The following is a 20,360-nucleotide window of genomic DNA, read 5'->3' on the forward strand; positions in this document are numbered from 1 at the left end:
GGCACGACACGAGCGACCTGAACGATCCGGACGACGCGAACAACACAGGCGGCACCGACGGCCCGAATGACACGGGACGACCCTGGACGAACCTGAGGGCCCGGCCGGTGGCGCGGTCGGCAGGGCGAAGGGCCCGCCCCTCGGATGGCGAGGAGCGGGCCCCAGGACGTACGGGGTGAAGGCTGCGAGGGTCAGTGGGCCGGTGCGCCCTGCGGCTGCTGCGGGGCGATGCCCAGGGCCGTCGTGTAGGCGGCCAGGGCGAGCTTGCCGATCGCCGGGTACGGGCCGAGCGCCTCGGCGGCGGCACAGCCTGCCTCCTCGGCGGCGGCCTGGACCAGCTCGGCGTCGATCTCCGGGCCGATCAGGTACGGCGCCAGGGCGAGCTGCTGGGAGCCCGAGGTCCGCAGCTGCTCGGCGACGGAGGCGATCGAGCCGTCCTGGTCGAGAGCGGCCGCCATCACCGGCACGGCGAGGCGGGCGGCGAGCAGCATGCCGGTGATCCCGGCCGCCTGCACGGCCTCGTCGCCGCCGACCGAGGCCAGGATGATTCCGTCCGCCGCGGTCGCCACGGTGAACAGGCGGGCGCGGTCGGCGCGGGCCAGGCCCGCCTCCGACAGCCGGACGTGCAGCGCCTCGGCGAGCAGAGGGTGGGGGCCGAGCACGTCGGTCAGCTCGGCGGCGACCCGGCTGTCCATGACGGCCTGACGGATCCGGCGCAGCAGCGCGTTGTCCGGACCGGCCAGCAGCGGCACCACGACCGCGACGGGACCGTCGGGCTCCTTGACGTCCGCGCCGGCGGCGACGGCCTGCTCGTAACGGGCGGTCCGCTCCTCGGCCGCGCGGGTGAGCACGGACTGCACGGTCGGGTGGTCGGCGTCGTCACCGTCGAGGTAGCCGATCCGGGCGTCGAGGCCGGGCAGCTCGGAACGGGCGATGCTCACGACCTCCTCGGCGAGGCCCCGCGTGGCGTCGCCAGGGGTCCCCGGCACCGCGAGGACGAGAGCGGGTGCGCCCTCGGGCGCCGCCAGCGGCTCGGGGCGGCGGTGCCGTCCCGGCTGGCGGGGGCGCGGCATTCGTACTGGTAGGCCGGGCGCGGGCCCAGTGGGGGAGCTCATGGCGCCGCATGTTACTAACTTCTGAGGTTCCCCTGTTCGGGGAGGGTGCAGGTGAGCGGTATCCGTCCGGTTTTGTCTGATGGGTTACGTAACGATGCGTGGCGTGGTCCGGCCGTCTCGGGCCGGATCCGGCAATTCGCGCCACCTATTGGGGCATTTGTCCGGCAGGTGTGGACGTGGGGGATCAATCCCCTTGTGGGGGAGGCGTGTACAGCAACTTCTCATCAGCCGGAAGGGCGAGGACGTCCCTGGCCAGGTCGGTCGCGATGCGCACGCAGCCGTGCATCGGGTCGCCCTCGGCGCGCACCTGCCGTGCGTGCGGGAGCCGCTCGGAGAGTTCCTTCTCCAGCGGTACGAGGAGTGGGTCGCCCAGCTTGAACAGGCCGCCGGTCAGGGCGAGCAGCGGCTCTCCCGAGCGCGGGCAGACGGCCGCGGCGGACTCGGTCATGTGCCGGGCCGCCGCGCGCAGCACACCGGCCGCGACGGGGTCGTCGGCCGCAGCCGCCACCTCGGGTGCGAAGGAGGCCAGGACGGCGGCCCGGTCGGAGCGCGGGTAGAGCCTGCCGGGCAGTTCCGCCATCGGTCCGAACGCCTCCTCGGCGCGGGCCAGCAGCCGCGCCGAGCCACCGTCCCGCCCGTCGTGGGCGCGCAGCGCGGCCTCCAGGCCCGCGCGTCCGATCCACGCTCCGCTGCCGCAGTCGCCGAGCAGATGCCCCCAGCCGTCCGCCCGCCGCCAGCCTTTGAGATCGGTACCGATCGCGATCAGACCGGTCCCGGCGGCGACGACCGCGCCGGGGTGGGGCCCCAGGGCGCCGGTGTAGGCGGTGACCGCGTCGGCGACCAGCGCGACCCTGCGTACGCCGAGGTGCCGTGCCAGCGCTCCGGGCAGTTCGGCGCGCAGCGCGTCGCCCAGGGTGGCGAGCCCGGCTGCCCCCAGTACGGCCGTCTCCAGCCGCCCCACGCCGGCCTCGGTGGCCAACGCCCGTGCCATGGGCACCAGTTGCTCCATGAGATGCCCGGGGTCGATGCCCCGCGCGCCGGTGCGCACCGGCTCACCGGACTCCCCTCGGGCCAGCGGTCCGCGTCCAGGCACACCGACGACGGCCCGGAGTCCGGAGCCGCCCGAGTCCACGGCGAGGAATCCGGCCGAGTGAGGGAGCGGTTTGGGCACTGGCGGCACCGGGCTCCTTCCCCCTGGAGGCCGGCCGCGCGATCCGCCCGGCCGGCTCGATGGCCTTGGTCGAGGAGGAACACTAGCGCCCGCGGAGGCCCGCACGGGACGGTCCGAGGGCAGGTGTTGTCGGTGTGGGCCGCTAGAGTGACACGGCGTGGCACCACGACCGTTGCATGAACTAGTAGAGGCCGGCTGGGCGAAGGCCCTGGAACCGGTGGCCGGACGTATCGCGGGCATGGGCGACTTCCTGCGCGCCGAGGTCGCGGCCGGCCGGACGTATCTCCCGGCGGGAGCGAACGTCTTGCGGGCGTTCCAGCAACCCTTCGACGACGTGAGAGTCCTGATCGTCGGTCAGGATCCCTATCCGACGCCGGGAATGGCGATCGGCCTGAGCTTCGCGGTCGCGCCGGAGGTGCGGTCGCTGCCGGGCAGCCTGGAGAACATCTACCGGGAGCTGAACTCGGACCTCGGCCTGCCCAGGCCCTCCAACGGCGATCTGACCCCGTGGACCCGGCAGGGCGTACTGCTGCTCAACAGGGCGCTCACCACGGCCCCGCGCAAGCCGGGCGCGCACCGGGGCAAGGGCTGGGAGGAGGTGACCGAGCAGGCCATCCGCGCCCTCGTCGCGCGGGAGCGGCCGCTGGTGTCGATCCTGTGGGGGCGGGACGCGCGCAATCTGCGTCCGCTGCTCGGCGAGTATCCGGCGATCGAGTCGGCGCACCCCTCGCCCATGTCCGCGGACCGGGGCTTCTTCGGCTCACGCCCGTTCAGCCGGGCCAACGACCTCCTTCAGCGCCAGGGGGCCGAGCCGGTGGACTGGCGGCTTCCCTAGATGATCGATTCCAAGGGGTAGTTGCGGCTGCGGGGTCCAATGAGCCTTTCCGGTTCCTGTGTTCGGCGATCTCCGTGGGAACAACCAGGTCCGGTTGACGGCCCTCCTCTGGGACAGTCGACGGGAGTAGATACTGGCCCTCAACGCAGGCACGGACGAGGAGCACAACCAGTGACCAGCGACAACCGCATAGGACCGCCCAGTTTTGGCAGCGAACGCGACATGCTGCGGGCTTTCCTCGACTACAACCGCGCCACCCTCGCCATGAAGTGCGAAGGGCTCACCGACGAGGAGCTGCGACAGCAGTCGATGCCGCCGTCCACGCTTTCGCTGCTCGGTCTGGTGCGGCACATGGCGGAGGTGGAGCGTGCCTGGTTCCGTCGAGTGTTCGAGGACCACGACGCGCCCATGGTCTGGTCCGACAAGATCGACTTCCAGGCGGCGTACGACGCGAGTGCGTCGACCAGAGACGAGGCGTTCGTAGCCTGGGAGGCCGAGGTGGAGACCTCGCGCCGTATCGAGCGGGAGGCCAAGTCCCTGGACCAGGCCGGGTATCAGCCACGATGGGGCGAGGAGGTATCGCTGCGGATGGTGATGGTGCACGTGCTCCTGGAGTACGGCCGCCACAACGGGCACGCGGACTTTCTGCGTGAAGGTGTCGACGGGACCGTGGGCGCCTGATTCCGCAGGGGCCACCTGTCTCCACCTGCTGAGCCGTTCCAGAGAATCACCCGCGGGGTTGGAAGGAGGGAGTCCAACGTCATTGTGTGAAGACAGAGTTGGACTCCCTCGCCACCGCACTCTATGTGAAGACCGACGACCTGCTGAAGGACTCACCGCACCTGGCGCCCTGGCGTCCGTCGGTCGGGATCGCCGCGCAACTGACCGATGCCGAGCTGGTCACGCTCGCGATGATGCAGGCCATGCTGGGCTTCACCTCCGAGGCCAAGTGGCTTCGCCACGCCCGCGCCCACCTGCGGCACCTCTTCCCCTACCTGCCCCAGCAGCCCGGCTACAACAAGCGCCTACGCAAGGCCACCGAGCTGCTGCGGCGGGTGACCCGGCTGCTGGCAACCGACACCTCTGTATGGAGTGATGACGTGTGGATCGTGGACTCCACGCCGGTGGAGTGCGGACGCTCCCGCGAGACCGTCAAGCGCTCCGACCTGGCCGGATGGGCCGAGTACGGCTACTGCGCCAGCCACAGCCGCTTCTTCTGGGGCCTGCGCCTGCACCTGGTGTGCACCCTGCAGGGCCTGCCCATCGCCTTCGCCCTGACCGGGGCCAAGGCCGACGAACGCGAGACCCTGCTGGACCTGCTCGCCGCCGAACCGGAACTGGTCGCCGCCCGGGCCGGGCAGACGCTGATCGGCGACAAGCACTACTTCGGCCGCGCCTTCGAGCACCAGTTGGCCGAGCAGGACATCCGGCTGCTGCGGCCGGCCCGCAAGGACGAGCCGGAGCGGGCCGGGGCACCCCTGTTCAAGCCGTTGCGGCAGGTCATCGAGTCGGTCAACGAGACCTTCAAGGGCCAGCTTGACCTCGAACAGCACCGAGGCCGCACACCGGGCGGTGTCATCGCCCGCGTCATGCAGCGCATCCTCGCGCTGACGGCCGCGATCTGGCACAACGACCACACCAGCCAGCCCGTACTACGCTCACTGACCGCCTACGACCACTGACCTCTTGGAATCGATCATCCTAGGGGCTTTCGTTCGGGTCACCGGGCGGACCAGCAGTCGGCCGTCTCCCCGATCTGGCGGGTCTTCGTACTGGCTCCGCACGGCACCGGGCTGCGGAGTCAACGGAAGTCAAAAGTTCCTGGTCAAGCTGGACAGGGAAGTACCCGCCGGTCTCCTGAGTGATCGATTAGGGTTACCCGATGTTCGAAGGAAAGCTGGTAAGACTGCGCGCGCTGGCCTCCGAAGACGCTGAGCACCATCTCCGGTGGCGCAATGACCCAGAGGTGGTGCGCTGGGCCACAGGTGGTGACCCGTGTTTCGGTCCCGTCACAGCGGAAGCGATCGGGCTGAGCTTCGACACCATGCTGCGGCTGAGCCCGAGGGAGTCGGCTGTGTTCACGGTCGAGGACCTGGCGGGCGGGAAGGTGATAGGCATGGCCGACTACCGGGACCTCGACCCGTACGCCGGAGTGGCCACGCTGGGAGTCACCATCGGCGAGCGGGAGTTCTGGGGCCGCGGCCACGGCAGTGACGCGTTGCGGCTGCTCGTGGACCACCTGTTCGGCGCCTACTGCTTGAGCCGGCTGGAGCTGGACACCTGGAGCGGCAACGAGCGCGCCATGCGTGCCTTCACCAGGCTGGGCTTCCGTGAGGAAGGCCGCCGCCGGTCGGCTGTGCTGGTGGAGGGGGAGCGCTACGACCGCGTGCTCTTTGGAATGCTGCGCGAAGAGTGGGCGAACCCCGCGTGACGCCGTAAATGTCCTTTCACCCGGATCCTGGCCGCCAACCTCGACGTGGAACGACGGCGTGGGTCCAGCGCGACCGGGCGCTGCGGACGTGGAGTTCACCGCGACTCCCGGGCGGTGGCGGCGCGGGAGAGCAGGTGGCCCAGCCCCCCGGCTGCGGCCGTCACGGCCGCGGCGATCAGCCAATGGGCGGCAGTGGGGAATTCGGCCTCGGTGTACTGGTCGTGGCCCGCGTGGGCCAGCAGGGAAGTGAGCGAGAAGGCGCAGGTGAACCCGGCGGTGGCCCAGGCGAGGGTGAACACGCCGGGGAGTACGCCCCGTCCGGACCGGACAGGCAGGCAGGCCGCCATGAAGGCGACTGCTTCCATCGCGAACACACCCTCGCTCAGGCCCAGCAGCCCCAACGGTGAGGTGGTGGTGCCGTCGGCGTTGCCCTTGAAGTCCCAGTGAACGGCCACGGGGTCGGGCAGCGAGGAACGAACGAAGGCGAAGACCATCGCATGGACGGCCGCGCCGACGGCGAACGGAAGCAACATCAGCGCCATGCGGCGTAACGGAACTGCGGACCTGGCCGCTGGGGAATCCATGGGTGCGTTCATGATCCAACCTCTCGCTGTCGTTCGCACCACGACAGGGATCACTCAACCGATCACCGCCGCCCGCACGCAGAGCACGTCGGGCAGGTGCGAGGTCAGTTGCCGCCAGCTGTCGCCGTCGTCCGCCGACGCGTACACCTCGCCGTTGCGATTGCCGAAGTAGACGCCGGCCGGGTCCGCGTCGTCGGTGCACAGCGCGTCGCGCAGCACCGTGCCGTAATGGTCCTCCGAAGGCAGTCCCGCCGCGAGCGGCTCCCAGCTCCGGCCCGCGTCCGCGGTGCGGAACACACGGCAGCGGCGGCCGGCGGGCACCCGGTCCGCGTCCGCGTTGATGGGGAAGACGTACGCGGTGCCGCCGCGGTGCGGGTGGGCGGCCGCGGTGAAGCCGAACGTCGACGGCAGGCCCTCGCCGATGTCCGTCCAGTGCGCCCCTTTGTCGTCGCTGCGGTACACGCCCCAGTGGTTCTGCAAGTAGAGCCGGTCGAGGTTCTCCGCGTCCTGCGTGACCTTGTGCACGCACTGGCCGAACTCCGGGTTCGGATCCGGCAGGAACACGGCGGACACCCCGGAGTTGGACGGCGCCCAGTTCGCTCCGCCGTCGGCCGTGCGGAACACTCCGGCGGTCGACACGGCGACGGTGACCGCCCGCGGATCGCGCCGGTCCGTCACCACGGTGTGCAGGCCCTCACCGCCGCCGCCCGGTACCCACTTCGACCGTGTGGGGTGCTCCCACAGCGGGCGGACCAGCTCGAAGCTCTCGCCGCGGTCCTCGGAGCGGTACAGCGCCGCCGGTTCCGTGCCCGCGTAGACCACGTCGGGCTCGGCGGCGGCCGGGTGCAGTTGCCACACCCGCTCCAGGGAGGCGCCGGTGTCCTTGGGGAACCGCACGGCGGGGCGGGCCGGTTCGGTCCAGGAGCGGCCGAGGTCGTCGGAGTGGAACACCGACGGGCCCCAGTGGGCGCTGTCCCCGCCGGCCAGCAGCCGCGGGACGGGGCCGCGGACGTCGATGGCGACCGAGTAGACAGCCTGGGCGTTGAAGTGGGGACTCTCGTCGAATTCCCAGACGCCGTTCCGCCGCCGCCCGATGAACAGGCCCTTTCGCGTGCCCACGGTGAGCAGTACCTCGGTCATGCCGATCACCTCCGCGAGGTCTTCGTCCGGACCTCTTTGTCCTGGACACCGGCCAGTCTGCACCCCGCCACTGACAGTCCTCACCGCATCGGCGTCGTCGCAGGTCACAGCGGCATGGCTGGGATACGGGGCCCGGTCGCGCCCACTGCGGGAGCCTGGGGCGGCCGGGCTCCGGCACCCATGGGAGGGCCGGGGCGGGGAACTCGGCGTGAGCATCGGGGGGCCCTTCACCGTATGGGAGGGCGGTCCGGCAGGTCCGTGTGCTCGTGAGGAGGATGCCGTCGATGGCGTTCTGTGGTCCGAAGGTGCGGCTGTGGCGGTGGCGCCGCAATCCGCTCAAACGCCGCGCCGACACGGTGGAGGCGTGGGTCGTGCTCGGCACCTGGGTGCTCGGCGTTCTCGTCGGGGTGCTCGCGGGATGGACGGCGGCCCGGGGCGCGGAGCAGGCCACGGCCCAGGAACCCCTCGCGCGGACGTCCACGGTCGCGCGGGTCACCGAGCGGGCGCCCGGCACGTCGCCCGGGACCGACGAGGACACCGGCTCGAAACTGCGGGTGTGGGGAAAGGTGCGCTGGACCGCCCCGGACGGCACCGAGCGCACCGGCTGGGCCCGGGTGCGGCCCGGCAGCGCCGCCGGTACCCCGGTCACCGTGTGGATCGATTCCCGGGGGCGGCTGGTGACGGAGCCGGCCACGCCTGCCCAGGCCCGCGCGCGGGCCGTGATGGCCGGCGGCCTGGTGGGACTGGGCGCCGCCTCCGTTCCTCTCGCCATCGGCCACGTCGTGCGCGCCGGACTGGAACGCCGCCGCCTGGCCCAGTGGGACACCGAGTGGGCCCGCTTCGGCCCCCTGTGGAGCCGCAACGTCGGGTGACGGCCCTCGCCGGACGGCGCCGCGGACGGGCCGGGGAGAGCCGGAAGGCGCCGCCGGGGCGGGCGTAGGAGACGGCGGGGTTGCGGTGCCGGTACGAGCGGGCGCGGGTACCAGAAGGAACAGGTCCCCGGTACCCGGGACGCTGTGACCGGAAGGAGCAGGGTCCCGGTAACTGGGACGCTGTGACCGAAGACGGCACGCCGCCCGTGCCGCCTACCCCGGAAGCGCCCGTTCCAGAATGGCGTCGACGTCCGCGCTGTCCGGCAGCGTGCCGAAGGAGTGGCCCCAGTCGCCGCCCAGACGGGTCGCGCAGAAGGCGTCGGCGACGGCGGGTGGGGCATGCCGGACGAGCAGGGAAGCCTGCAGGGTCAGGGCCATGAGCTCGACCAGGCGGCGGGCGCCGGCCGGGGACGCCTCGCCCAGACCTGCCCTGAGCCGGGCCACGGCCGCGTCCAGGCGGGCGTCGGCGCCCCGGGCCAGGTCGAGTTCGGTGAACAGCGCCTCCGCGGTGCCGGGCTCCCGGCCGAGCGCCCGCAGGACGTCCAGGGCGTTGACGTTGCCCGAGCCCTCCCAGATCGACAGCAGCGGCGCCTCCCGGTAGTGCCGGGGCATCCCGGACTCCTCGACGTAACCGTTGCCGCCCAGGCACTCCAGAGCCTCCGCGGTGAAGGCGGGCCCCCGCTTGGTGACCCAGAACTTGCCGACCGCGGTCGCGATCCTCCGGAACGCGGCCTCGCCGCCCCTGCCGCCCGCGCCCACCGTCCGGTCGGCCGCACCGGCCAGCCGCAGCGTGAGCGTCGTCGCCGCCTCCGACTCCAGCGCCAGGTCGGCCAGCACGTTCCGCATGAGCGGCTGGTCGATGAGCAGCGCACCGAAGGCGCGGCGGTGCCGGACGTGGTGGCCCGCCTCGACCAGGGTCTTGCGCATGAGCGCCGCCGACATCATCACGCAGTCCAGGCGCGTGCAGTTGACCATCTCGATGATGGTCTTGACGCCCCGCCCCTCCGGCCCGACCAGCCAGGCCACCGTCCCGTCGAACTCCGGCTCGGAGGAGGCGTTGGACCGGTTGCCCAGTTTGTCCTTGAGTCTCTGGATGCGGAAGGTGTTGCGACTGCCGTCGGGCAGCACGCGCGGCACCAGGAAGCAGGACAGCCCGCCGGGAGCCTGGGCGAGCACCAGGAAGACGTCGCACATGGGCGCCGACGTGAACCACTTGTGCCCGCGCAGGGTGTACACGCCGGGTTCAGCGGTCGGCGTGGCCGCCGTGGTGTTCGTCCGTACGTCCGAGCCGCCCTGCTTCTCGGTCATCCCCATGCCCGCCAGCAGGCCCTGCTTCTCGGCCGGTACCCGCAGTCCGGGCTCGTACACCCGGGCGGTCAGCAGCGGCTCGTACACGGCCGCCAGCTCCGGCTGGGCGCGCAGGGCGGGTACGGCGGCGTACGTCATCGACGTCGGACAGCCATGACCGGCGTCCGTGTGCCCCCACACCAGACCACCGGCGCTGCGGGCCACATGCGCGCCGGGCCGGTCGTCCGCCCAGGGCGCGCCGGCCAGGCCCTCGGCGACCGCCGTCCGCATCAGGTGGTGCCAGGCGGGGTGGAAGTCGACCTCGTCGACCCGGTTGCCGTAACGGTCGTGGGTGCGCAGTACGGGCTCGTGCCGGTTGGCCTGCTCGGCCCACTCCTGAGCCTCGACGCTCCCGGCCAGCGCCCCGAGCCGCCGCAGGTCCGCCTCGGCCCACCCCGCGCCCTCCCGGCTCAGGCCCTCCAGCAGTGCCGCGTCTTTGGCCGCGTCGTAGGGCGCCAGGGGAGGCGCCTGGTTGGTGACGGTGTGCGTGGCGCCCTGCCCGAGCGGCAGGGGCAGCGGTCCGGACGGCGCCCCCGCGTCCGACCGCGCCTGCCGCTCCTGTCCGGCCCGCCGTGCTTGTCGTTCCTGCTCCTGCTGCTCCTGCTGCTCCTGCTGCTCCTGCGCGAGTGTCGAGGCCATACGGTCCATGTTGCACTCTGTCTGCGGTCGCAGCAAGAGTGCAACATGTCGAAGGTCCGTACAGTACGGGACCATGAACGCCTCCCAGGGGCCCGCTGAGGCCGGGCTGCGCCCGCTGTCCGCACGGTCGGTCGTCCTGAGCCTGCTCCTTGGTACGCACCCGCCCGAACTGCCGGTCAAGGACCTCGTACGGGCGGTCGAACCCTTCGGGATCGGCGGATCGACCCTGCGCGCGGCCCTGAGCCGGATGGTCGCCGCCGGGGACCTGCGACGGTCCGACACCGTCTACGGTCTCAGCGACCGGCTGCTGGAACGCCAGCGGCGCCAGGACGCGGCCGTGCACCCCGAGACGCGCCCCTGGGACGGGGAGTGGGAGATGGTCGTCGTGACGGCGACCGGCCGCGAGCCCGCTGAACGCGCCGAGCTGCGGGCCCGGTTGGCTGCTCTCCGGCTCGCCGAACTCCGCGAGGGCGTCTGGCTGCGCCCCGCCAACCTGCTCCGCCCCTGGCCCGGTGAACTGTCCCCGGCCGTCCGGCGTTTCACCGCCCGGCCCGAGGAGCCCGCCGCCGATCTGGCCGCGCGCCTGTGGCCGGTCGACGACTGGGCGGCGACGGCCCGCGCGCTGCTCGCCCTGGTCGCACGCACGGACCGGCCCGCCGACCGGTTCACCGCCCTCGCGGCCGTCGTACGGCACCTGCTGGCCGACCCCGTGCTGCCCGCGCCCCTGCTGCCCGCGCACTGGCCGGGCCCGGCGCTGCGCACCGCCTACACCGACTGCCGACGGGAGTTGACCGAGGAGATGCTCGGACACGCGAGGCGGTGAACGAGAGGCGGCGGTGACGCACGGCGGCGGTCGTGCGCGGCGCCTGAGGGCACACCGCGCACGACCACCCCCTCACCGCGTCGGGCTCACTTGTAAGTGATGTCGGACGCCGCGTACTTGCAGTAGGTGCCGTCGGCGTCCGTGCCGCCCTTGGTCGGCTCGGCGCCCGTGTTGTTCCCCGTGTACTTCTGGCAGGGGATGATCTTCTTGCCGGAGTCCCCGATGATGGTGATCTTCTTCAGCGAGACGCTGTCCCCGTAGTTGGTGTTGATGCCGGCGATCCGGCCGCCCTTGTAGGTGGCCTCGATCGTGTTGAGGTTGATGGTCCGCTTGTACTGCGTCTTGCAGTTGCCGCAACTGCGCACGAAGGTGCCGAAGTTCTGCACCGCGAAGTTCGACACGTTCAGCGTGCCGGCGCCGTTGAACTGGAAGACCTTGTCAGTGGCCTCCTTCGCGCCGCCGCCGGAGACGGTGTAGACGTTGGAGGACGCGGAGCCCAGGAACGTCGCGGCGTCCTCGCCGACGTCCTCCCACCAGACGTTCTGCAGCGTGCAACTGCCGAGGCAGTGGATGCCGTCGGCGGCGGGGGAGCCGATGATGACGTTCTTCAGGACCGCACCGGCGGCCAGTTCCAGGATCGGCTTCTGGTTCTCCTCCTGGCCTCCGGTGCCCAGGGCCCCGCTGCCGTACAGGCGCTTCATCCCGTAGTCCTTGGTGCCGGACACCGAGATGGTGGAGGTCACCGCCTGACTGCCGTTGGCGGTGGGCCAGGTGGCGGCGCTCGCCGAGGGCGCTCCTTGCGTCAGGAGCATGGCAACCGAGAGTCCGAGTGCGGCCAGGCCTCCGGTCACCGCGCGCCGTCGCGGGCGCAGTCGTGCTGCGGGGGTCATGTCCTTGTTCCTTCCGTGCGGTCGGGTGATGGCCGTGCTGTTGGGCGACGCCGTGTCGTCGGGGTTGTGGCGGGCGGCGGTCAGATCTTCCCGGTGCCCGCGCCCGCGGTCACCGACGAGGCGACGCCGGAGGCGGCCTCGGCCGAGTAGCTGTACGGCGGGCTGGTGAAGGTGCCGGTCTGCGACACCTCGGTCGAGGCGCCGCCGAGGTCGTTGCCCCGCAGGTTGGCGTAACCGTCCTGCTTGCTGTCCCGGTTGGTGGTGACGGCGACCGACGTGCTGCGGAAGACGTTGTTCTCGACCAGCATCTGGGCGCCCATGCGCGAGTGCACGGCGGTCTCGGCGCCCACGACGTAGTTGTCGTAGAAGTGCCCCGTGCCGAAACGCAAACTCGGAATGCGGGAGTTGACGTTGTTGAACCAGTTGTGGTGGTACGTCACCCGCAGATGCCCGGTGTCCTCGCTCGCGTTGCTGTCGCTGTGGCCGACCAGCGAGCCCTTGTAGTGGTCCTTGAAGGTGTTCCAGGACACCGTGACGTAGTCGGAGGCGTGCGAGATGTCGACCAGGCCGTCGTAGTAGTCCTTGCCGTGGTCGCGGTCGGAGGACAGGGAGTTGTGATCGATCCACACCTTGGTCGAGCCCTGGACCGTGATGGCGTCCGTCCCGACCGCCTTGCTGATCTGGAGGTTGCGGACGACGACGTTGCTGACGTTCTTCAGCCGCAGCCCGCCGCCGGTGAACCCGGACGCCGAACCGACGCCCAGCACCGTGGTGTTGGAGCCGACGTCGACCTGACCGCTCAGTGTGATGAGGCCGTTCACCTTGATCACCTTGGCGGTGTTGCCGGTCACGGCCGACTTGAAGGCGCTGAGCGTCGAGACGGTCACCGCCGAGGCGCCGCCGCCGCCGGTCGTGCCGGCGCCGAAACCGACCGGTGAGCTCTCGGCGGCCACGGCCTGCTGCGGCAGGGCGAGCACCACGAGGGTGGCGGCCGCGGCGACGATCGCAGCCGGCGCCGACCTGGGCGCGAGGGGACGTGAGGGGCGAGTACGCATACGGATGCTGTCCCTTCGAAGGACTGGTGGGGGGCGTATACGAGAGTGCGTCAGGTCGTATACGTGAATGCCGTGCAGCATCTGGAACGATTTGCGCGTCAATGTGGCCAGTAGGGCCTGTTGTAGCTCCCTCCGGTCACGCTGTTGAACGGAACGTAGAGTGCAAGCGCTTTCTAGTCAACGCCTCGCGCAGGTCACATCCAGCCACTCGCGGGTGGAGGCGGGGCGTGTCGAAGGCAGGGGCGTGGGAGCGCTTCCACGGTGGCCGTGTTCATGCCACCATGCACCAGCGGCAGTCTCACCGCGGGCAGTCCCGCGCGCCTTGGGCCGCCGTGGGTACCCCGTCCGATCGCACCCCCCGCACAGCCAACGGAGGACGCACGTGACACCGCCCGGAACAACCCGCCGCTCACGTACGCGCTACGCCGACCTGATCGGCGCGTGCGTTCTGGTGCTGGCCCTCGTTCTCACCGTCTCGGCAGTCACCGCCCTGGTGCACCGTCCGGACCGGGTGACCGCCGCCGACCGGCCGCAGGCCGCGACCGCACGGCACTGGGTGAACACCTGGACGGCGATGCCGCAGCTCACCGAGCCCGGCAACCTGCCGCCTGCGCCCTTCACCGGCGACCGCGCCGTCCTCGTCGACACCACCGTGCGGCAGACGCTGCACGTGTCCACCGGCGGCCACCGCGTCCGGCTGCGCTTCTCCAACGCCTTCGGTGACACCCCGCTGCCCCTGACCGCCGTGACGGTGGCGCTGCCGCGCGACGGCGCGGCCGGTGTCAGCGCCGTCGAGCCGCGTACGACCCGGAAGGTGACGTTCTCCGGGCGGCCCTCGACCACCGTGCCCGTCGGGGCCCAGGCCGTCTCCGACCCGCTGGACCTCGACCTGCGCGCCGCGTCCAACCTGACCGTGACCACCTACCTGGCCGAAGGCCAGCCCTCCCTCGCCCTCACCTCGCACCCGGGCTCGCGCACGACGTCGTACTTCGTCCACGGCGATCACACCCGGGACGCGGACCTGTCCGGGGCGACCCCGGCCGACCACTGGTATCTGATCAGCGGCGTCGAGGTGGAGGCCAAGGCCGCGACCGAGGCCGTGGCGGTACTCGGCGACTCGCTCACCGACGGGCGCGGCTCCACCACCAACGCCAACGACCGCTGGCCCGACCAGCTCTACGACCGGCTCCGCTCCCGCCCCGCCACCGCGGACCTCGCCGTCCTGAACCAGGCCGCCGGGGGCAACCGCGTCCTGAACGACGGCCTCGGTCCCAACGTCCTCGCCCGCCTGGACCGCGACATCCTTTCCACCAGCGGCGTCGCCTGGCTCATCGTCTTCGAGGGCGTCAACGACATCGGCACCGCCGACCCCACCCCGGCCGCCCAGCGTCAGGTCACCGAGGATTTGATCGCCGCGTACCAGCAGATCGTGGTGCGCGCCCATGCCCAGGGCATCCGCGTCTACGGCGCCACCCTGCTGCCGTTCGGCGGCAACGACGCCTACGACGACCCGGCGGGCCTGCGGGAGAAGTCACGCCAGGCGGTCAACGCCTGGATCCGGGCGAGCGGGCACTTCGACGCGCTGATCGACTTCGACCGCGCGGTCCGCGACCCCGCGCGGCCGAGCCGGCTGCGGTCCGACCTCCACGCCGGTGACTGGCTGCACCTCAACCCGCAGGGCTACGGGGCCCTCGCCGGCGCGATCCCCGCGACCCTGTTCCGCCACTGACGGCTCCGTCCCACGGGCTGCCGGGCGGCCGGCCCGTGGGGCGAGTGCCTGCCGGTCTTGCCGGTGCCGTCCCGCTCCCGGTGGAGCCGCCCGGCTGACGGAGCAGCAGGACGGCTCCACTGCCAGACCACTGCTGCTGGACCGCCCGGACCGCCCGGCTGCCGGACCGCCCGACCGCCCGGACCGCCCGGCAGTCGGGCGGTCAGCCTGTGTGGCGGGTGCCTGCCGACCTGGCTGGCGCCGTTCCCCTACCGGAGGGCGTGTGCCGCTGCCGAACGTCGGCCTTTCGGACGGCGCGGCTGTGGGCCCTTCGGCCGGGTGGTGTTCCGCGCGGCGGCTGCGTCCGTAGCTGCAGCGGCGCCCGAGCCGTGCCGTTTCCGGGAGCGATTGCTCCGGGTCCGCCGCGGGCGGTGACCCGCCACCGACCGGCATCCCGCACCTGCTGAGGAAGCAGGATGCCGCTCCGCGCGCGGGCCGCAACGCGGCCCGTGGCGGACGGCGGAGCCCGGTGGCGCGGAAGCGGGCCGTGGCGTTCTCTGGGAGAGGCGGGGTGACCAGCAGGGTCGTGGGCACCCGGTGGCCACGAGGAGTCGATCTCATCCCAGGCGAGGAGAGCCATGGCTGAGCAGAAGTCGTCGTCCGCCCTAGCGGCGCCGCTGCACGGTGCGGCCTCGGTGCTGCGGAGGGTGCCCGGCGCCGAGACGGTGGGCCGGGCCGCGCAGGGGGCGCTGGACAAGGTCGGCGCCGTCTCGCCGCGCGGGCGGCGGCTCGCGGTGTACACGGGGGCCGGGCTGCTCGGTGTCGCCGGAGTGGTGGAGTGGCCGGTGGCGCTCACCGGCGCGGCCGTGGCCTGGCTCACCCAGCCCCGCCCCGAACGGCCCAAGGGCGGCGAGGAACAGACACGGACGGAGACACAGACTCCGGAGCGGCCGTCGGCCACCGCCACGACCACCGCCACCGCGGCCCGCAAGCCCGCGAAGAAGCGCGGCACGGCTGCCCAGGAGGCCGCGCAGGACGCCGGCCCCGGGAAGCAGGCGTCCGCGCCGGACACGGACATGGAACCCGACGCGGACACCGGGCCCGACGGGCCGGGGAAGGCCAAGACGTCCGCGGCCGGCCGAGGCAAGTCCTCGAAGGGCCAGTCGGCGACCACCGGCCCCCTAGGCCCGACGGCGCGGCCCGACCGCACCTCCCTCTGAAGGGGCGTCATGTTGTTCGGACTGCTGACCACCCCGTCGGCCGCCGCCCGGCTGGTCACCCGGGCGGCCGCGCCGGCGGTCGGGGCCGCCGCGGGCGCGGTGGCCGGAACGGCACGGGCGGGCGTACGCGGCGCCGACGCCGCCGTGCGGGTCGCGCGTGTCGCCCGCAACGCCCTGCCCGGCACGGACCGCCAGTGGCGGTCCGGAACACGGGCGCACCTGTCGCTGCGTTCCCTGGACCCGCAGAAGGTGCTGCGCGCGGGCGGGAAGGGGCATCTGGCCCGGCAGATCGCCGCGAAACTGGCCGAGCGGCCCGACGTGCTCTTCGCCTGCTGGGACGAGGGCCTCGGGCGGCTGGTCATCGCCGTGACGGAGGAGGAGTCGGCGGACGCGGTCGTGGAGCGTGCGGCCGGCCTCGCGGCCCGCCACGGGCTCGTCCTGGACGGCGACGATCCGGAGGAGATCACACATCCGGGGGACCCGGCCGGGGTGCGGGCGGCCGCGGCCACGCTGGCCGCCGACGTGGTGGGCATCGGCGTAGCACTGACCTCCTACGCGTTGCGTCTGCCGCCCTCGCCGCGCATGGTGACCGCCGCGGTGACGCTGCTGAGGGAGAACCCGAGCTTCCGGGCCGGACTGAGCGCCCGGCTGGGCAGGTCTCGTATGGACTTCCTGCTCGCCTGCGCGAACGCCGCCGCCCATGGCACCGGCCAGAGCCCCACCTCGCTGCTCCTGGACGGCGCGCTGCGCGCCGGTCAGCTGGCCGACACGGTGGCCCGCACGGCCGCCTTCGACGCGCGGCACGACGAGTTGTGCGCATCCGGCCGCGTCAGCGTCGCCGCGGACGACACCCCGCGCCCGCCGCTGCGCGTCACACCGGCCCAGGAGTACGCCAATCACGCCTCCGCCGGCAGCGTGCTGGGCGCGGCGCTGACCATGCTGGTCAAGCGCAACGGGGCCGAGGCCGCCGAGGCGGTGCTCGCCGGTTCGCCCAAGGCCGCGCGCTACGGACCCGCGATCTTCCACGCCGTGCTCGGCACCCTGCTCGCCCGGACCGGCGTGCTGGTCCGAGTGCCGGAGCGGCTGCGGCAACTGGAGATGGTCGGCACCGTCGTCCTGCACTCCAGCGCGCTGCGCACCGAGGACGGGGAGGCCGACCCCTGGGCCGAACCGGTCCTGGACGCGGCACGCCGGGCCCGGCTGCGGGTGGTCCTGGTGGACGATCCCGCCCTGGAGGACCTCACCGGCCTCGCCGACCAGGTCGTGGACGCCCGGCGGCCTCTGGACGACGTGGTGTACGGGCTGCGTGGCGAGGAGGGCACGGTGCTCACCGTCGCCCGGATGCGCTCCGCCGACGATCACGACATCCTGGCCGGACTGCGCGGCAGCGACCTCTCCGTCGCCCTCGTGGACGGCGACGCCGCCGTCGTCTGGGGCGCGGACATACTCGCCCTGCACGGACTGTCCGATGTATGGCGGGTGCTGACGGCCGTCCCGGCGGCCCGGTCGACCGGCCACCGCGCCCAGACCCTGGCCCGGTCCGGCGCCGCGCTGTCCGGGCTGCTCGTGGCCATCCGCGAGTCCAAGGGCGGCCGCGGCCGTCGCGCCCTCCTGCCAGGGCTGCGGCACGCACCGGTCGACGCCGCCGCGGCCGTCGCCCTGCTGTCCGGGACACGTGCCGCCTTCGCCGTGGCGGCGGCGCACGCCCCGCACCCGCGGCCGCGCGTGCACTGGCACGAACTCGACCCCGACGAGGCCCAGGAGCGGCTGAACCACGAGTCGGCCGGCCGCCGCACCCCGTACCAGTGGGCCGCCGCCCAGGCCCGCAAGGCGGTCACCGGCGTCGTCCGGAGTCGGGTCCTCGCCCCGGTCCGCTGGACGTACGAGCTGGGGGAGGCCGTGCGGGGCGAACTGCGGGACCCCCTCACCCCGGTCCTGGTCGTCGGCTCCGCGGCCTCGGCGATCCTCGGCTCCGTGGTGGACGCCCTCCTCGTGGTCGGCGCGCTCGACCTGAACGCCCTGGTCGGCGGATTCCAGCGGCTGCGCGCCGAGCGTGCCCTGTCCGGCCTGATCGCCGAGCAGAAGCGGAAGGCGCGTGTCGCCTCCCCGGACTCCTCGGCCCCGGACGGTTCGACCGTGACCATCGACGCCGGGAAGCTCAAGCCGGGCGACGTGATCGAGCTGAAGGGTGACGAGGTGGTGCCCGCCGACGCCCGGCTGCTGTGGGAGGACGGCCTGGAGGTCGACGAGTCCGCGCTGACCGGGGAGTCGCTCCCGGTGGAGAAGCAGATCGCCCCGACCCCGCACGCCGCGGTCGCGGACCGCAGCTGCATGGTCTTCGAGGGCACGACCGTGGTGGCCGGGGAGGCCCGCGCCGTCGTGGTCGACACCGGTGACACCACCGAGGCCGCCCGCGCCGTGCACCTCGCCGCCCGTACGCCCCCGTCAGCGGGCGTGCAGGCCAGGCTCCAGGAGCTCACCCGCAAGGCACTGCCGCTGACGCTGGCGGGCGGAGCCGTGCTGACCGGTATCGCGCTGCTGCGCGGCACCTCCGTCCGCGAGGCGGTCAGCGGCGGTGTGGCCGTCGCCGTGGCCGCCGTCCCGGAGGGCCTGCCCCTGGTCGCCACCGTGGCCCAGCTGGCGGCGGCCCGGCGGCTCAGCCGCCACGGCGTCCTGGTGCGCACCCCGCGCACGCTGGAGGCGCTGGGCCGGATGGACACCATCTGCTTCGACAAGACCGGCACGCTCACCGAGAACCGGCTGCGCGTGGTGCGGGCGTCCGACGCCGACGGCGAGGTCCATGTGGTGGGCGACGAGGCCTCCGTGCGGACTCTGCGGTCCGCGGCGCGGGCCTGTCCGCGTCTCAACGGGGACTCGGACCGGCCGGTGCACGCCACCGACGAGGCCGTCCTCGACGCGGCCGGTCCCGACCCGGACTGGGTAGAACTGGAGGATCTCGGCTTCGAGGCCGCCCGCGGATACGCGGCCGCCGTCGGCCGGGTCGCGGGAGGCCCCCGTCTGCTCGTGGTCAAGGGCGCCCCCGAGACGGTGCTGCCGGCCTGCCCCGACCTCCCCGCCCATGCCACCCACACCTCGCACGCGCTGGCCGGCGACGGACTGCGGGTGCTGGCCGTGGCGCAGCGGCTGCTCGACGACCGCGAGAGCGAGGAGGACGCGCTCGAACGGATGCTTGAGGGGCTGGAGTTCATCGGGCTGCTGGCGCTGTCGGACGTGCCGCGCGACACGTCCATGGCGCTCGTGAGCGGGCTGTACGAAGAGGGCGTACGGCCGGTCATGCTCACCGGCGACCACCCGCAGACCGCCCGGGCCATCGCCACCGAACTGGGCTGGCCCAAGGACACCACCGTGGTCACCGGGGACGAACTCGCCGCCGCGGACAGGTCGGCCCGCGCCCGGATGCTGCGTGACGCGGGTGTGGTCGCCCGGGTGGCGCCCGAGCAGAAGCTCCAGGTCGTCGAGGCGCTGCGGGACGCCGGCCGGGTGGTCGGCATGGTCGGTGACGGAGCCAACGACGCCGCGGCGATCCGGGCCGCCGACATCGGCGTGGGCATCAACGCCCGCGGCTCGGCGGCGGCGCGCAACGCCGCCGACATCGTCCTGACCGACGACGACCTCACGGTCCTGATCGACGCGATCGGCGAGGGCCGCGCCCTGTGGCACAGCGTCGCCGACGCCATCGCCATCCTGATCGGCGGCAACGCGGGCGAGATCGGCTTCGGCCTGTTCGGCACGCTGCTGTCGGGCACCGCGCCGCTGTCCACCCGGCAGATGCTCATGGTGAACCTGTTCACGGACCTGTTCCCGGCGATGGCCGTGGCGGTGACCCCGAAGGAGGACGCCGAGCAGGCGCGGTCGGCGGCACCGGAGGACGCGGCGGGCTCCGTCCTGGGCGAGGGGCTGATCCGGCAGATCCGCCACCGTGCCCTGACCACCTGTCTGGGCGCGGCGACGGCCTGGATGATCGGCCGCTGGACACCCGGCACCGCCCGCCGCTCCAGCACCATGGCCCTGTGCGGCGTGGTCGGCACCCAGCTCGCCCAGACCCTGCTCGACCGCCGGGGCAGCACGCTGGTCCGGGTGACGTCCGTGGGCTCCGCGCTCGCCCTCGCCGCCCTGATCCAGACGCCCGGCGTCAGCCGGGCCCTGGGCTGCACCCCGCTCGGCCCGGTGGCCTGGACCGGCGTCGCCGCGGCGATCGCCCTGGCCCTGACCGGCCAGCGGCTCCTGCCCCGGCTGGAGGAGACCGTCCTACGGCTGCTGCCGGAGAGCGGTCCCGCGGCCGTACGGGAGCTGATGGCCGGCGGATGAGGGCGGCGGCCCCGGTCCCGCCAGGGCGCCTGGCGGGACCGGGGCGCCACGTCCGCTCACGCACGCGGGACCGGGGCCATGTCCGCTCACGCACGCGGGATGGGTACCGAGCCCGCTCACGGATTCCCGCGGGCACGGGCGCGGGCCGGGTCCGGTGCCACCGTCTTCCCGTATCGCGGGGTCGCGGGTCGCCGTACAGAA

16 protein-coding genes are annotated in these 20,360 nt (G+C 72.9%); 9 read left to right on the top strand and 7 right to left on the bottom strand.

Going from position 1 to position 20,360, the window contains the following annotated elements:
* Positions 1-191: 191 nt before the first annotated feature.
* Together CG719_RS06270 and CG719_RS06275 are read right to left on the bottom strand one after the other, a co-directional pair.
* On the bottom strand, positions 192-1,115 hold the full coding sequence (locus CG719_RS06270) for a sirohydrochlorin chelatase (RefSeq protein WP_100567467.1): 924 nt from the start codon (positions 1,113-1,115) through the stop codon (positions 192-194).
* A gap of 184 nt (positions 1,116-1,299) precedes the next feature.
* Complete coding sequence (locus CG719_RS06275) at positions 1,300-2,286, bottom strand: N-acetylglucosamine kinase (protein WP_100567468.1); 987 nt, start codon at positions 2,284-2,286, stop codon at positions 1,300-1,302.
* A gap of 157 nt (positions 2,287-2,443) precedes the next feature.
* On the opposite strand from CG719_RS06275, the gene CG719_RS06280 reads away from it, so the two are divergent.
* The 4 genes from CG719_RS06280 to CG719_RS06295 all read left to right on the top strand — a co-directional run bounded on the left by CG719_RS06280 (position 2,444) and on the right by CG719_RS06295 (position 5,552).
* Entirely contained in the window at positions 2,444-3,121 is a 678-nt protein-coding gene (locus CG719_RS06280; RefSeq protein ID WP_100567469.1) for a uracil-DNA glycosylase, read from the top strand.
* Positions 3,122-3,292: 171 nt separating this feature from the next.
* Positions 3,293-3,802, top strand: a complete 510-nt coding sequence (locus tag CG719_RS06285) for a DinB family protein (RefSeq protein ID WP_100567470.1) — start codon at positions 3,293-3,295, stop codon at positions 3,800-3,802.
* A gap of 86 nt (positions 3,803-3,888) precedes the next feature.
* Positions 3,889-4,803 (top strand): IS982 family transposase, encoded by a 915-nt coding sequence (locus CG719_RS06290; protein WP_100567471.1) that lies wholly within the window; start codon positions 3,889-3,891, stop codon positions 4,801-4,803.
* Positions 4,804-5,003: 200 nt separating this feature from the next.
* Positions 5,004-5,552: a GNAT family N-acetyltransferase gene (locus CG719_RS06295; protein ID WP_100567472.1), complete on the top strand. Its 549-nt coding sequence runs from the start codon at positions 5,004-5,006 to the stop codon at positions 5,550-5,552.
* Positions 5,553-5,647: 95 nt separating this feature from the next.
* Here the strand turns inward: CG719_RS06295 and CG719_RS06300 are convergent, their stop codons facing one another.
* Both CG719_RS06300 and CG719_RS06305 read right to left on the bottom strand, forming a co-directional pair.
* Entirely contained in the window at positions 5,648-6,094 is a 447-nt protein-coding gene (locus tag CG719_RS06300; RefSeq protein ID WP_100567473.1) for a DUF1648 domain-containing protein, read from the bottom strand.
* A 96-nt stretch (positions 6,095-6,190) separates the two neighbouring features.
* Positions 6,191-7,276 carry a WD40/YVTN/BNR-like repeat-containing protein gene (locus CG719_RS06305; protein WP_100567616.1) on the bottom strand — a complete coding sequence of 362 codons (1,086 nt, stop codon included), beginning with the start codon at positions 7,274-7,276 and terminating at the stop codon, positions 6,191-6,193.
* Positions 7,277-7,560: 284 nt separating this feature from the next.
* Between CG719_RS06305 and CG719_RS06310 the strand changes: the two genes are divergently transcribed.
* Positions 7,561-8,148, top strand: coding sequence for an Rv1733c family protein (locus tag CG719_RS06310; protein ID WP_100567474.1), 588 nt, complete (start codon positions 7,561-7,563; stop codon positions 8,146-8,148).
* Positions 8,149-8,361: 213 nt separating this feature from the next.
* Here the strand turns inward: CG719_RS06310 and CG719_RS06315 are convergent, their stop codons facing one another.
* Positions 8,362-10,134 (bottom strand): acyl-CoA dehydrogenase family protein, encoded by a 1,773-nt coding sequence (locus CG719_RS06315; protein WP_100567475.1) that lies wholly within the window; start codon positions 10,132-10,134, stop codon positions 8,362-8,364.
* A gap of 73 nt (positions 10,135-10,207) precedes the next feature.
* Between CG719_RS06315 and CG719_RS06320 the strand changes: the two genes are divergently transcribed.
* The gene (locus CG719_RS06320) at positions 10,208-10,957 is read left to right on the top strand and encodes a PaaX family transcriptional regulator C-terminal domain-containing protein (protein ID WP_100567476.1); all 750 of its coding nucleotides are present in this window, start codon (positions 10,208-10,210) and stop codon (positions 10,955-10,957) included.
* 86 nt (positions 10,958-11,043) lie between these two features.
* Here the strand turns inward: CG719_RS06320 and CG719_RS06325 are convergent, their stop codons facing one another.
* Positions 11,044-11,847, bottom strand: a complete 804-nt coding sequence (locus CG719_RS06325; RefSeq protein WP_100567477.1) for a pectate lyase — start codon at positions 11,845-11,847, stop codon at positions 11,044-11,046.
* 80 nt (positions 11,848-11,927) lie between these two features.
* Positions 11,928-12,902, bottom strand: a complete 975-nt coding sequence (locus tag CG719_RS06330) for a pectate lyase family protein (RefSeq protein ID WP_100567478.1) — start codon at positions 12,900-12,902, stop codon at positions 11,928-11,930.
* Between the two features lie 430 nt (positions 12,903-13,332).
* Here CG719_RS06330 and CG719_RS06335 point away from each other — a divergent pair, with 430 nt between their 5' ends.
* The 3 genes from CG719_RS06335 to CG719_RS06345 all read left to right on the top strand — a co-directional run bounded on the left by CG719_RS06335 (position 13,333) and on the right by CG719_RS06345 (position 20,159).
* Entirely contained in the window at positions 13,333-14,631 is a 1,299-nt protein-coding gene (locus tag CG719_RS06335; RefSeq protein WP_100567617.1) for an SGNH/GDSL hydrolase family protein, read from the top strand.
* 617 nt (positions 14,632-15,248) lie between these two features.
* Positions 15,249-15,830, top strand: a complete 582-nt coding sequence (locus CG719_RS06340) for a hypothetical protein (RefSeq protein WP_100567479.1) — start codon at positions 15,249-15,251, stop codon at positions 15,828-15,830.
* 9 nt (positions 15,831-15,839) lie between these two features.
* Positions 15,840-20,159, top strand: a complete 4,320-nt coding sequence (locus CG719_RS06345) for a cation-translocating P-type ATPase (protein ID WP_100567480.1) — start codon at positions 15,840-15,842, stop codon at positions 20,157-20,159.
* Positions 20,160-20,360 lie beyond the last annotated feature (201 nt).

The organism is Streptomyces sp. CB01373, assembly GCF_002803075.1.
Classification (GTDB): Bacteria; Actinomycetota; Actinomycetes; order Streptomycetales; family Streptomycetaceae; genus Streptomyces.

Excerpts from the sequence above, each read along its gene's own strand:
- CG719_RS06270 (WP_100567467.1), bottom strand. The coding sequence starts at position 1,115 with ATGAGCTCCCCCACTGGGCCCGCGCCCGGCCTACCAGTACGAATGCCG.
- CG719_RS06295 (WP_100567472.1), top strand. The coding sequence starts at position 5,004 with ATGTTCGAAGGAAAGCTGGTAAGACTGCGCGCGCTGGCCTCCGAAGAC.
- CG719_RS06300 (WP_100567473.1), bottom strand. The coding sequence starts at position 6,094 with ATGGCGCTGATGTTGCTTCCGTTCGCCGTCGGCGCGGCCGTCCATGCG.
- CG719_RS06305 (WP_100567616.1), bottom strand. The coding sequence starts at position 7,276 with ATGACCGAGGTACTGCTCACCGTGGGCACGCGAAAGGGCCTGTTCATC.
- CG719_RS06310 (WP_100567474.1), top strand. The coding sequence starts at position 7,561 with ATGGCGTTCTGTGGTCCGAAGGTGCGGCTGTGGCGGTGGCGCCGCAAT.
- CG719_RS06315 (WP_100567475.1), bottom strand. The coding sequence starts at position 10,134 with ATGGCCTCGACACTCGCGCAGGAGCAGCAGGAGCAGCAGGAGCAGCAG.
- CG719_RS06320 (WP_100567476.1), top strand. The coding sequence starts at position 10,208 with ATGAACGCCTCCCAGGGGCCCGCTGAGGCCGGGCTGCGCCCGCTGTCC.
- CG719_RS06325 (WP_100567477.1), bottom strand. The coding sequence starts at position 11,847 with ATGACCCCCGCAGCACGACTGCGCCCGCGACGGCGCGCGGTGACCGGA.
- CG719_RS06330 (WP_100567478.1), bottom strand. The coding sequence starts at position 12,902 with ATGCGTACTCGCCCCTCACGTCCCCTCGCGCCCAGGTCGGCGCCGGCT.
- CG719_RS06340 (WP_100567479.1), top strand. The coding sequence starts at position 15,249 with ATGGCTGAGCAGAAGTCGTCGTCCGCCCTAGCGGCGCCGCTGCACGGT.
- CG719_RS06345 (WP_100567480.1), top strand. The coding sequence starts at position 15,840 with ATGTTGTTCGGACTGCTGACCACCCCGTCGGCCGCCGCCCGGCTGGTC.